Genomic DNA, 13,992 nt, shown 5'->3' with positions numbered 1-13,992 from the left:
ATCAAGGTCAAAACTTACCAGCCTTTGCAGCCTCTTCGATTGAAACGGCTGTAGAAACAGTCATACCAACCATAGGGTTGTTACCAGCGCCGATAAGACCCATCATCTCAACGTGAGCAGGAACTGATGAAGAACCAGCGAACTGAGCATCTGAGTGCATACGTCCCATAGTATCTGTCATACCATAAGAAGCTGGGCCTGCTGCCATGTTATCTGGATGAAGTGTACGACCTGTACCACCACCTGAAGCAACTGAGAAGTACTTCTTACCAGCCTCAGTACGCTCCTTCTTGTAAGTACCAGCTACAGGATGCTGGAATCTTGTAGGATTGGTTGAGTTACCTGTGATAGATACGTCAACGTTCTCCTTCCACATGATAGCAACACCTTCCTGTACATCGTTAGCGCCGTAGCAGTTAACCTTTGCACGAGGTGAATTTGCATCCTTTGAATAGCACTTTCTTGAAACTTCCTTAACTTCACCTGTGAAGTAGTCGTACTCTGTCTCTACGAAAGTGAAACCGTTGATACGGGAAATGATCTGAGCAGCGTCTTTTCCAAGACCGTTAAGGATAACTCTAAGAGGTTTCTGACGAACCTTGTTAGCCTTCTCTGCGATACCGATAGCACCCTCGGCTGCTGCGAATGACTCGTGACCAGCAAGGAATGCGAAGCACTCTGTGTCCTCTTCAAGAAGCATCTTGCCAAGGTTACCATGGCCAAGACCAACCTTACGACGATCAGCAACTGATCCAGGGATACAGAAAGCCTGAAGTCCGATACCGATAGCTGCAGCTGCCTCAGAAGCCTTTCTGCAGTTCTTCTTGATCGCGATAGCAGCACCTACTGTGTAAGCCCACTTAGCATTCTCAAAGCAGATAGGCTGAATGCCCTCGATGAGGCTGTATACATCAATGCCTGCTGCCATTGTAATATCTTTACACTCTTCGATAGAAGAAATCCCATATTCCTTAAGGCAAGCCAGGATCTGGGGCTCTCTTCTTTCATATGATTCAAATAAAGCCATTATTATTTCCTCCTTCTCACCTTAATTACTGTTTTCTAGGATCGATGCATCTTGCAGCGTCTGCTACACGACCATACTGTCCCTTAGCCTTATCAAATGCTGTGTTAGCATCGTCACCAGCCTTGATGAAGTCCATCATCTTGCCGAAGTTAACATACTTATATCCAATGATCTCATCGTTCTCATCAAGAGCAACGTCTGTGATGTAACCATCAGTAAGCTCAAGATAACGAGGTCCCTTGTCAAGTGTTCCATAGGTTGTACCAACCATTGAACGAGCGCCCTTACCAAGATCCTCAAGACCTGCACCGATCTGAAGTCCACCCTCTGAGAATGCAGACTGTGTTCTACCATATGCAATCTGAAGGAAAAGCTCTCTCATAGCTGTGTTGATAGCGTCACACACAAGGTCAGTGTTCAGAGCTTCAAGAACTGTAAGACCTGGAAGGATTTCTGCTGCCATAGCAGCTGAATGAGTCATTCCTGAACATCCGATTGTCTCAACCAGTGCCTCCTGAATGATTCCATCCTTAACGTTAAGTGAAAGCTTACAGCAACCCTGCTGAGGAGCACACCAGCCGATACCATGTGTATAGCCGGAAATGTCCTTTACTTCTTTGGACTGAACCCACTTTGCCTCTTCAGGAATGGGAGCAGCGCCATGATGTACCCCTTGTGTTACGGGACACATATTTTTTACCTCTGTTGAGTAAATCATGTGAAAATCTCCTTTCGTATTGTAAAGTAATTGGATAAAATTACTCACTCACGGATATTTAGCACGTTAGCCGCCGTGCCACTACCTATTCTTGCATAAATCTACTGACTTTTCAACAAGTTAGATATAAATTTAACACTTATTTTACATAGGAAAGAACGTCGTCGTAATCGAAGTCTGAAATTGCTCTTACTATCTCTTTTACCCTGCCTGCCTCACTCTCGGGAACGTTGCAATTCGAAAGTGCTTCGGCCAATTCGTCCATGACGTTGTAATCAGCGTTATCGACGGCCTTTCGAAGCTGCTCATATATTCCCTGAAGCTCCTCTATGGAAAGCTGCCTTGCGTTATCGCTGCTGCTTTGTTCAAGCGTCAGAGATTCTAAGTTCTTTCCAAGCTTTCGATAATCATTTAAAAGAGTCTGAATATTCTTAGAAAGGAAGGATTCATCATTATTTCTTCCTGCATCCTCCATAACCTCGGCAAAATCTCCAAGCTCCATGGCACCGATGATCCTTGATGTACTCTTTATGGCGTGGACCTTGGTGGTGAGATTTGGAATATTCTTCTTTTCCCAGTACTTTTCTATATCTGAAGCAGTCTTATCCACCGTCTCCTGGTAGGTCTTAGCAGTTTCAAGATATATCTCTTCACTGCCAAGTCTTCCAACTGCGCCGTCTACGTCCAGGCCCTCTATCTGGTACATAAATTCAGGAATTATTGGTTCTTGCGCTTCTTCCCGGGTTTCCTCAAAAGATTCTTGTGAAAGGATAATATCCTTGGGTAGATATTTGATTATGGCTTCTTCCAGGATTGCCGGATCAATGGGCTTTGTAACATAGTCGTCAAAGCCGGCATTTAAGTACATCTCCCGCATTCCGCTGATGGCATTGGCTGTAAGGCAGATGATCGGTGTCTCGCGGTTTGGATTTTCCTTTTCGGCCTTAAGCTCCTGAAGGGCCTCTATGCCGTCCTTATAGGGCATCATGTGGTCAAAGAAAATGAGGTCGTACTTTTTCTGCCGCGTAAACTCAAGACCTTCATCAGCACTCTCTGCCGCATCTATCTGCATATTTGTGCGCTTAAGAAGGTTGCAAAACACCTTAAGGTTGACTAGCGTGTCGTCCACTACAAGGATCTTTGCATCGGGAGCAGTGAATCTCTCCTTATATTTCTTTCTGTCGGTAATGGACTTCCTAAAGGCTGCCTCGAAGTCTCCAACGCCGTCCCACTTAATGACTTCCTGCTTTAGGTCAAAGCTGAAGGTTGAGCCTACGCCGTAGGTACTTTCTACCTCCATAGAGCTTCCCATGAGATTAAGGAGTCTTTGGGTAATGGTGATTCCAAGTCCGGTGCCTTCTACGTTTCTGTTGTTCTTTTTATCCAGTCTCTCAAAGGCGTCAAAGAGCTTTCCTATCTCCTCTTCCTTGATTCCAACTCCCGTGTCTTTTACGCTGACCTTCAGGATTACGGCGTTTGGTTCATCAGGAATCTTATCATATCCAAGGGTAAAGGTAACGGTTCCTTCCTTGGTATACTTGACTGCATTGGTGATGATGTTGGTCACAGCCTGCTTGATACGGGTCTCATCGCCCTTAAGGTAATTGGGAAGGTCACTGTCTACATTCAGTTCAAACAAAAGACCTTTTTCCTCCGCCATGGCGGATGCCATAGTCACCAGGTCATTGAGCACGGAAGACATTTCATATTCCACCGGGATGATATCAAGCTTGCCCGCCTGGATCTTGGAAAAATCAAGGATATCATTGATAAGCCCAAGAAGGGTCTTTCCGGAGGACTTGATATGGCCAGAGTACTCCAGCACGTTTTCATTATCGCACTCCCTCATTACCATCTCGTTCATGCTAAGAATAGAATTCATGGGAGTTCTGATGTCATGGGACATGGTGGACAGGAAATAGTCTTTAGCCTTACTTGCTTCCTCAGCCTCTTTTACCGCCTCAGCAAGCTGAGCGTTTTTCTCCTCAAGAACCTTTCCTGCCTCTTCCCTTTCAATAGCTCTTTTCCTTGATACACTGTTCTCACGAAGCAGGAAAAGAACTACAACAAACAGGAACACCAGTATAATAAGTACCACGAACCACATGTTGTCCTGAAGGTTATCCAGGAAAGAATCCTTGTAGAGTCCATCCACATATTTGTAGGCCATGTTCTGGGTCTGCTCAGTCCCAATAATGTTCAGGGCCCTGTTAAGGAGCTTTAAAAGCCCGGCATCTCCCAGATGAACTCCAAAGCATCTGTCATCCATGACACTTTGCTGCTTGATATTGAGGTTTCTGTACCTGCGGTTTTTCAACATATCATTTGCCTGAAGGCCATTTAATGTGGTACAGCCCACCTTTCCGGTAAGAACTGCGTCCAAACATTCATAAATAGATTTGTAATATGTTGTCTCAGCGTCAGGATAATTGGACTTTACAAAGTAGTACTGCATCCTGTTGTTTTCGTTAAGCGCAAAGCTTTTCAGCTTCTCAGCGCTGTATTCGCCCCCATAGATGATCATGGTATTTGAAGAAACAACGGGGCTTGACTGGTATATATCGTTCTCTTCGGAATAATATAGTCCGCCGCCCACAGGGAATGCCACATCGATCTCCTCAGCCCCTATTGCCTTGATCATGTCATCGTAGTTGTCATAAGCCATGTAGTTGACGGAAAGATCCTGGATTCCCAGCTCATCCAGCATCAGCGGAACAAGCTCTTTTACCAGACCTGTCGCCTGGCCCTCATCGTCAACATCGCTGTAGGGAAGGTAGTTGCTAAGATATCCTATTCTTAATTCGTTGTGCTTTGACAGCCACTCCTTCTCATCATCAGAAAAAGACCTGCTTGAAATGCTTGAAGGATAGTACTTGATCTTCAGGGAGTTGATGTAGTTGGGCTCCTCGATCATGAGCTGTTCCTGAGCCACGTCCAGCTCCTTAAGAAGATCCTGTCTTTTTACGTTGACGCAGAGATAGTAGTCATTAGAGCCAAAGGCATACAAAAGCTCTGCATTTGGCCTGTCGGCTGAGCCATCGCTTTCTGCCACAAAGGCATCGGTATTACCCTTGTCAAAGTCCTCAAGCATTTCCTTATAGGATGGGTATTTTTCTACGATAGCAGTTATGTCATGGTCTTCCAGAAATTCATTCAGGACTCCGACCATGGCGCTATCAAGGACAGCGATCTTCTTATTTTCAAGAGATGCGGGGGATGTGGTGATACTGTCATCGGAGGCGTGTTTGACCATATTGTAGGTTTCGCTTCCCATTGGGAGCTTGGGATAACCCACAATATCCTTCCTCTCGTCAGTATAGGCAAGACCTGCCAAAAGATCTATTTCTCCGTCCAGCAGCATCTGATAGAGCTCAGAAAAACTGCCGAACACATACTCATATTCCCATCCGGTATACTCGGACAGTTTCAGATAGTACTCGTAGGCATAACCTTTTCGGACGGCGCCTTCCTCAGCGCCCTCCTGAAAGATCTCATTTTCAAAATACCCCACCTTAACATTTTCATGGCCGGTTGTGGCATAAGCCTTTATAGTGCCAATGAAGCCGGAAAAGAAAAGGCAGGCGCACAAGATAAGCATGCTTAAGCCAAAGCTCTTACAATGTTTCCTGACATTCATCGGGTTTCTCCTTCATAGTTCCAATAGCTCTTTTCCCTGAGACACTTGTCAGTAAAGTCGAAGCTCCGATGCATTGACCGCGTTCTGCCATTTTGAAGTTTCAAAGTATTTATCGATGGCTTCAATGATTTTCTCTCTGTCCATGGTCTTTAACAGGTACCCCTGGGGCTTAAGGCTCATGACCTGCATGACGGTCTCTTTATCGGATTTGCCCGTCAGGAAGATAACCGGAATGTCTGAAGAATCCGGCTCACTCTTTATCATTTCCATGACCTTGGAGCCGTCAGTTATGGGCATATCATAGTCCATAAGGATGAGGTCCGGTCTGTGGGTGGTTATGTACTTTATGGCCTGCATTCCGGATTTCACTACGGTGACATTGTATTTGTGAGAGAGCCATTTTTTCACCATCTTAAGGAAAGTTACATCGTCATCCACCAGAAGGATTTCCTTCATCTGGTGTCTTCTGTTGACTTCCTTTGCTTCCAGGATCATCTCATTTACTATGATCTTCGTATCAAAGGGACGGAAGAACTCCTTCTTTACAAGATTCGCAGGAACTATCTCTTTTGCCTTGGCTATCTCATTCTCATAGCCTGCAAGGTAAAGAGTCTTGGAGTCATCTGCACAGATATCTTTTATGAATACCATGGTCTTCACCAGCTCGGAAGTGAATTCTCCCACGAACAAAAGAACTATATCCACGGAGTCCTTCTGGGCCTCAATGGATTTCACATCATATCCGGTGCATACGCAGGTTATTGTAGGGGTCTCCAGCTCCTGAAGAATGGAGTCTATAAGAAATGATTTTCCGTTATTTACGATTAGAATCTTGCATCTCATATATTAACTCTCCGTTCCATGAATCTTTGAATCATGCATTTTGTAGTCCTTATCCTCGTCGATCATGGCGATCATGATATCTGCAAAGACAGGATCGAACTGGGATTCCTTACCATTTTCTATCTGCTCTCTCACCTTTTCCTGGGAAAGGGCTCCTCTGTAGCTTCTGTTACTGGTCATGGCATCATAGGCATCTGCTACAGCAATGATCCTTGCCTGCTCCGGGATTTCTTTTCCTTTAATGCCTTCAGGATAGCCTCTGCCATCAAACCTCTCATGATGCCATCTTGCTCCCGAAGCAAGGGCTGGCATGCCTTTTATGTTCTCGAGGATTTTGGCGCCAATGGCCGGGTGCTTTTTGATGGCTGCGAATTCTTCATCGGTAAGACGCCCGGGCTTATTTATCACTTCGTCCGGAACACCGATCTTTCCTACATCGTGGAGAAGTCCCATCATGTAAATGTTGTCCTGGTTCTTCTCGTCATAGCCATATCTTTTTGCAATCTCTTTTGAATATTCCGCAACTCTTCTGGAATGACCGTTTGTATAGGTATCCTTGGCGTCTATGGCATCTGCAAGGGATGCGACCACATCCAAAAAGAGCTGTTCATTTTCCTTAGTCTTTTCGCCAACCTCCTGCTCAAGGTTTCTTTGAAGCCTTATGAGCTCAACTGCGTGGCTGACTCTTATCTTAAGTACACCGGGAATGAAGGGCTTTTTGATAAAGTCCATGGCTCCCATGGAAAGGCCCTTTTCTTCTGCTCCGTCGTCCTCACTGGCTGTAAGGAAGATTACGGGAGTCTCCTGGCCTTTTTTCTGTATCGCACGGAGTTTTTCCAGGGTTTCAAAGCCGTCCATCTCGGGCATTCTGATATCAAGAAGTATCAGGTCCGGTGCCGGATTATCCGCGATGTGCTTAAGGAGCTGTTCACCTGATTTAAGTGCCACCACCTTCATGTCTGCTTCTGAAAGTATGTTCCATGCGCGTTTTAAGATCATTGGGTCATCGTCTACAACTATAATCTGTGGATTCATTTTCGCCTCCAAGAGCATAATTTGTCTAATTAATCGTATCTCAAAAACGTACACTTATCAACCAAATACTGGATGATGGCTCATTTCATTTTGGAGATTTGGGCAAATCGAGTAGGAGGGAAAATTAAATAAATTTTCCCGACCTCTCACACCACCGTACGTACGGTTCCGTATACGGCGGTTCAATCAACTTAACAAGTAACATATCTTTCGGTGTAGTAATCTAACATTGAGACTAATCCAAAGCGGGTTAGTCTTTCTTTGTTTATCGCAAAGTTCATTACTCTTAGCTGACATACATAGGCTATCCTCTTGCCCGTATAGGCTGTACTCCAAGCCGTGTCTTTATCAACTCCAAGCTTCATCAAATTCTTTATACGATTCTGTGGAGTTTTCCAATGTTTCCAAATACACATACGCAATCTAAAACGAATTCTTGAGTCCATTTCCTTGCAAAGTGTTTTCATACTACCTATCTTGAAGTAATTTATCCAACCTCTGATGAGCTGATTGAGCTTTTCCACCTTGTAACTGTTGCTAACGCCCCAACTACGGCTAGTTAGTTCTTTCATTCTCTTCTTAAACTTTGCTACTGATTTTGCATGTGGCTTTGCCTTAAACTGATGCGCCCTGAAATCAAAGTAGAATCCGAATCCAAGGTATTTAAGTCCTTGCGGCTTGTCCACTTTACTCTTGGTCATGTTGACCTTGAGACCTAGTTTCTCCTCAATGAATCGGGAGATATTTCTCATAACTCTATTAGCAGACATTTCACTACCAACCATGATGATACAATCATCTGCGTATCTTACAAAGTTAAGCCCACGCTTTTCCATCTCCTTATCAAGTTCATTCAACATGATATTCGCCAATAATGGCGAGAGATTCCCTCCTTGTGGTGTTCCCACAATAGATTCCTCGTACTCATCATCAATCATGATTCCACTGACTAGGTATTTTCTAACAATAGAAATAACATCTCCATCTTTTATGGTTCTACCTATGATAGTCATAAGTTTATCGTGATTAACTGTGTCGAAGAACTTTTCCAAGTCAATATCTACAATCCAATCATTACCGTCATTCATCATGTCGAGCGCTGTTAGGATTGCTTGCTGTGCACATCTATTAGGTCTGAATCCATAACTGTGGTCATGAAATTGTTCCTCATAGATTGGTGTTAAAACTTGTGCTATGGCTTGTTGTATGAATCTGTCTGTTACTGTTGGTACTCCTAGGTTTCTGACACCGCCATCAGGCTTTGGTATCTCCACTCTTCGTACTGGCTGAGGTTTATACTTTCTTGTCCTCAACTGTTCCTTGATGATTTCGCCGTTCTTTGCAAGATGTTCCTTGAGTTCTGTGTACTTCATTCCGTCCACTCCCTCTGCACCTTTGTTTCGTACGACTTGCAGATATGCTCTGTTGAGATTATCACTAGATAGTATCTGCTCCATTAGACTACTTGTGTCCATGCGTTCTTTCCTTTCCGCCTCGCTTGATTTGACCACCTTTATCCCGATTGGTTACGGCAGGTGTTGTCATTTCTGCAACACGAGACATACTCAAACTTATTGATTGTTCACCCCTTCACTCCATCTCCATTACAGAGACTTCCTCGCTACTATGGGTTCGGCTGACTTCTCACAGTTCGTTGTTACTAGGCTAATGAAACCTCTGTGAGATCTCCACGCTTAAGGTGCACGCTCTTTCTCTCCATATATCCGCCACATTTACTCTGCTACTACAAATGTGATAGTTATTAGACTTCGTTGCTTTCTGCCAACTTATCTCTCGTAGCCTAGCCTTATATGTGATTTCTGTCCGTCGGACCAGAGATTTGCTTACAGCTTCCTTCAGATTCCACCTCACAATGGACACCCTTGCTGTTCGGCTATACACTTCCCACTATCTGGGCGTGTTCGGGACTTGCACCCGTTAGAGCGCGCCCATGGCGCGCAAACAGAAAAAGGTCAACAGGGGATTACCTGCTGACCCTTGGTGATCGCTTTATGTCACACCTTTCTGTGTTGTGATACGACCTGAGGTGATTTCCTCAGTCTCACCTTTCTCAATGTGTGGCTTTATCTTCAGTGTGCCGTCACTGACCTCGATGTTGCCTTCCTCAAGAGCAGTGTATCTTTGTAGCTCAGCGTTTACCCAGCCAGGCTCATGAGTCTCAACATTCCAGTCATCTGTATTAAGTGAGTCTCCATCAAACTCATCAGCCCACACCAGCTCATAGTCAGATTTCTCTGAAGATGCTGCCTGATCTTGGGTCTCGCTCTGTTCTGCTCCTTCAGCGCCATCTCCAACTGCGCCTGACTCCGCGCTTGCTTCAAGACTTTCCTCTTCAACTGCTGAAGCCGGAACATCAGGGCTTTCATTAACTGTCTTACCACATCCTGCCAGCGCACCAGCAGCCAAAGCTGCTGACATAGCTGTTACAAGCGCTTTGTTAAGAATAGATTTCCTCATCTGATATCTCCTTACTAATTTGCTGATTATATTGAATCGCACTTTAATCAAATGTAATTGCAAGGACAATCATAAACATTAAAATGTCATTTTTATATAATATTTCATCAATTAATTATATATTGATGACGCAAAATATCATTTTCATGAGCACTGGCATCAATCTGCCAAAGTTATCAATTTCATGCCTTCCCCCAAGGTGGCGGTATTATAGCATAATGGGGCTGTTCAGGTAACCATATCTTCTCGCCAGGGCAACCTATTTGTCGGCTTTCTGGAGCATTTTTCATCCAAATAAGAGTTTTATTGATTTACCCATGAAAAATCTCTGACTACATGGCTCTTCCAAGGTCGATTTTTCATCTACAACAGGCTTTTTCAGCATTTACCCATGAAAAATCACCAGCAATTTGGCTCTTCCAAAGCTGATTTTTCATCTACAAAAGGCATTTCCAGCATTTACCTATGAAAAACCACCAGTAACCTTGCACTTTCAAGGTCAATTTTTCATCTATATCGGGCTTTTCCGCTTTTACCCATGAAAAGTAAAGTCAGCTGCTCATAGATCTGGAGCTGGAGGTAGGAAATGCAGCCACCCTGCCAGTGGCAGGGCTTGTCCTGGACACATCCAGAACATTTAAGCGCAAGACATCATCTATTGCTAATATCAAGGATGCCGTTTACAGCCACAACTAAAAAAGCGAGCCTGGAGTCAGTTCTCCGAGCTCGCTTCTCGCGTCTATCTATTCATATTCAATCAAACTTGAATACAACCTTATACTGTTCATCAAATGCCAGCCTTGCTTCAAAGCTGTTTCCGGCTTTGCTGGTGAAGCCTGCGATCTTGTCGGTGATCTTGTCGGTAAGGAGTTTGGTTACGTCTTCCTTGGAAAGTTCAAGGCCGGCTACCTTGCCGATGAAGAAGTCGCATCCGCCCTCTTCGCCTCTCTTATTATTTTCACATCTGTAGCCCCAATGGCCCTTGATGATGGGCTTTCCACATTTAGGACACTTCACCCCTTCAAGGACTACGTCTTCATTTTCGAAGACGAACTTTATCCCGGTAGCTTTGCCGTCCTCACCCTTATTAAGGGCAAGCTTTGCATCGAAAGGCTTCCCGGCTTTGCTCTTAAAGCCGCTGATAGTCTGTGTGATACCGTTTGTCAGGAGTTCCTTCACCTGCCCATCATTCAGCTTCTTGCCAGCGATCTGCCCGATATTGAACTTGCAGCTGTGCTCAGGATCATCCTTTTTGTAGTTGCTGCATCCATAGCCGAATGGAGTCTTTACGATCTCGCCACCGCATACAGGACATACCACGCCCTTAACGGTCTTGGCTTCAACATTCTCAAAGTCAAAAGTAATCTCTGCCTTGCCCTCTTCGTTCTTTTTAAGAACCAGGCATGCATCAAAGGATTTCTTGTCTTTATTCTTAAAGCCGCGGATCGTACCAGTCTTGCCTTCCTTCAAAAGCTCAGTAACATTTGCCTCCGATAGCTGTTTCTGTGCAATCTTGCCGATGAAGAACTTGCAGGACTCAGGATCATCTTTTCTATAGTTCTCGCAGCTAAAGCCCACAGACCTCTTGATGATTCTTCCACCACAATCGGGACAAACCACGTCCTTAAGATATTCGGGCTCTATACCCTCGAAGTCGAAGGACACTCCCAGCTTATCATCTTCCTGCTTCTTTATCACAAGCTTCGCATCAAAGCTTGTCTTGGACTTGGATTTAAATCCCCTGATAACATCAGTGCTTCCATTTGTTAAAAGAGCTGTAAGCACCTCGTCAGAAAGCTTCTTGCCCGCCACTTCTCCAATGTTGAAATAGCATCCCTTCTCTTCCTTGCCACGGTTTTCGCAAGCGATGCCAAAACCGGTCCTTACGATCTTCCCTCCGCAAACCGGGCAACTAACTCCCTCTAAGTACTCATCAGGGACGCCATCAAAATCAAAGCCTATGTTGTACTTTCCGCTGTCATCCTTTTCCAAAACCAGGATAGCCTTAAACTTCTTCTTGTTCTTGCTGGTAAAGCCATCAATAACGTCAGTCTTTCCCTCTATGATGAGCTTTTTAGCATCTTCCTCAGAAAGCCTCTTACCTGCAATCTCTCCGATAGAGAAGCCACACTTTATCTGGTCATTGAAGTAGTTGCTGCAGCCATAGCCAAAAGAGGTTGTGGTCATATCTCCGCCACAGACCGGACACTTAACACCGATAGGCTTTCTTGCAGCTATGCCTTTTGCCTCTTTTCCGGTAAACTGGCTGATATTTGATGCTATAGCTGCCGTGAGATCTGCTCCTATCATCTTATTGGTCTCACGTCTGATATAATCCTCAAGCTTCTGCCTGTACTCAGCTGCATTTACAGAACCGTTATATATACCCTCCAGTCCCTTTTCCCAGCTGGCAGTCATCTCCGGATTCAGAAGTGTAGGTATAGAAAGGTTTACCACCTCATAGATCATCTCTCCTATATTTCCCGGAGTGATGATCTGAGATTTGCTCACGTTCAGATATTTATTGGTAATAAGCTTATCAATTATCCCGGCTCTTGTTGCTGCAGTTCCGATTCCGCTCTTCTTGATCTGGGCCCTGAGTTCCTCATCTTCAATGAGATTTCCTGCATTCTCCATAGCAAGGATAAGAGTTCCGGAAGTATATCTCTTGGGAGGAGATGTCTTTCCCTCCTTGATGTCATAACCAGAAACTGAAACAACGTCTCCCTTTTTGGCGCTGTCTACAAAGGCAAGGAACTCCTCCTTGGAGATTCCAACGTCTTCCTCATCCTGATCAGCATCTGTACCGGATGCTTCTTCTGAGCCGGAAGCTTTCTTTTCCTGGGGCATTCCAGCTACCTCCAGATAGCCAGGAGATACCAAAACCTTAGATGAAGCAAAGAATTTTTCTCCATCTACTAAGATCTGAAGCTTTGCAGTCTTGTACTGAGCTGCAGGATAAAAGACTGAAAGGAATCGCCTTACAATCAGTAAATACACATTTTTAGCCAAAGGAGAAAGTGTTCCAAGTGCTCCGATCTGGCCTGTGGGAATGATAGCATAGTGATCTGTAACCTTGGAATCATCTGTATAGGAAGACTTCTCAATTCCCTTATACATTCCGTTTTTAAGCACATTATCTGCAAATCCGCCCACCTCATCCAGAGATGTGAGGCCACGTATATTCTTACTTATCTCTTTTGCTACAGCTGTTGTTAGAACTCTTGCATCAGTTCTGGGATATGTAGTCAGCTTCTTCTCATACAGTTCCTGAGCCACTTCCAGAGTCTGAGAAGGGCTGATCTTAAAGCGCTTTGAGCACTCTCCCTGAAGTTCTGCCAGATTGAACAGCATAGGAGCTTTCTTTGAGGTCTTGCCGGTTTCTATGCTGTCGATTACAGCCTCTTTTCCCTGAAGGCTATCAATAAGAGCCTGGGCATCCTCCTGCTTTCTGAATCCATTCTCCTTATATAAAAGAGGTGACTCAAAATACTTAGTGCCCTCTACGGCTCTCCACTCCGCCTGGATATTGGCATCAGAAAAAGTCCCGACTATTCGATAGAAGGGGGTCTCCACGAAATTTCTTATCTCACGCTCCCTGCGCACAACCATGCCAAGAACGCAGGTCATAACACGACCAACAGCTATGGCAGTGTAGGACTTGGTTGCTGCTGCATCGTTAAGGAGCTTTCCATATTTTACTGAAAGTGCTCTGGAAAAATTGATACCAAGACTGTAGTCCTCTATGGCACGCATAATGCCGGACTCGCCCAAAAGGGCATAGTCGGACATAGGCCTCGCTTCTGCGATTCCTCTCCTGATCTCATCATCAGTCTGGGAATCGATCCAGACACGAAGTTCCTTCATTCCTTCTCGAACACCGCCAAAATTCCTGATGTTCTCCTCGATGGTCTGTCCTTCTTTTCCTGAGTCCCCGGCCCAATAGACGGTATCTATGTCCTCCCTGTGGAGGAGACTGTTGACTATATCGTATTGATCTTTAGATCTTTGAATAACACCATATTTATAATTCTGTGGAAGAAACGGAAGATCCTCCAGCTTCCACTTGGCATACTTCTCATCATATGCCTCAGGATACAGCATCTCTACCAGGTGTCCCACACACCAGGAGATGACGTACTGGTCGTTTTCTATATATCCGTTCTGCTTACCGGAAACGTTCAAAACCCTTGCAAAATCCCTTGCAACCGAGGGTTTCTCTGTTATGATCAAATGTTTTGACAATTTTTGCTA

General features: G+C 44.7%; 8 protein-coding genes. All 8 read right to left on the bottom strand.

The window, feature by feature from the left end; genetic code table 11:
- Positions 1-7 precede the first annotated feature (7 nt).
- Positions 8-1,027 carry a GGGtGRT protein gene (locus BO18_RS13445; RefSeq protein WP_034446779.1) on the bottom strand — a complete coding sequence of 340 codons (1,020 nt, stop codon included), beginning with the start codon at positions 1,025-1,027 and terminating at the stop codon, positions 8-10.
- A gap of 25 nt (positions 1,028-1,052) precedes the next feature.
- Positions 1,053-1,745 carry an iron-sulfur cluster assembly scaffold protein gene (locus BO18_RS13440; RefSeq protein WP_034446778.1) on the bottom strand — a complete coding sequence of 231 codons (693 nt, stop codon included), beginning with the start codon at positions 1,743-1,745 and terminating at the stop codon, positions 1,053-1,055.
- Between the two features lie 139 nt (positions 1,746-1,884).
- Complete coding sequence (locus tag BO18_RS32780; RefSeq protein WP_051688720.1) at positions 1,885-5,382, bottom strand: response regulator; 3,498 nt, start codon at positions 5,380-5,382, stop codon at positions 1,885-1,887.
- Between the two features lie 48 nt (positions 5,383-5,430).
- Complete coding sequence (locus BO18_RS13430; RefSeq protein WP_034446776.1) at positions 5,431-6,225, bottom strand: response regulator; 795 nt, start codon at positions 6,223-6,225, stop codon at positions 5,431-5,433.
- Positions 6,226-6,228: 3 nt separating this feature from the next.
- Positions 6,229-7,260: an HD-GYP domain-containing protein gene (locus BO18_RS13425; protein ID WP_034446775.1), complete on the bottom strand. Its 1,032-nt coding sequence runs from the start codon at positions 7,258-7,260 to the stop codon at positions 6,229-6,231.
- Between the two features lie 191 nt (positions 7,261-7,451).
- On the bottom strand, positions 7,452-8,735 hold the full coding sequence (gene ltrA / locus BO18_RS13420) for a group II intron reverse transcriptase/maturase (protein ID WP_034445975.1): 1,284 nt from the start codon (positions 8,733-8,735) through the stop codon (positions 7,452-7,454).
- A gap of 535 nt (positions 8,736-9,270) precedes the next feature.
- Complete coding sequence (locus BO18_RS13415; protein ID WP_051688719.1) at positions 9,271-9,738, bottom strand: glycoside hydrolase family 16 protein; 468 nt, start codon at positions 9,736-9,738, stop codon at positions 9,271-9,273.
- Positions 9,739-10,491: 753 nt separating this feature from the next.
- Positions 10,492-13,983: a DNA topoisomerase III gene (locus tag BO18_RS13410; protein WP_034446774.1), complete on the bottom strand. Its 3,492-nt coding sequence runs from the start codon at positions 13,981-13,983 to the stop codon at positions 10,492-10,494.
- Positions 13,984-13,992: the final 9 nt, after the last annotated feature.

The sequence above is a fragment of the Butyrivibrio sp. AE2032 genome, from assembly GCF_000702965.1.
This window is presented reverse-complemented; position numbering and strand designations above follow the sequence as displayed.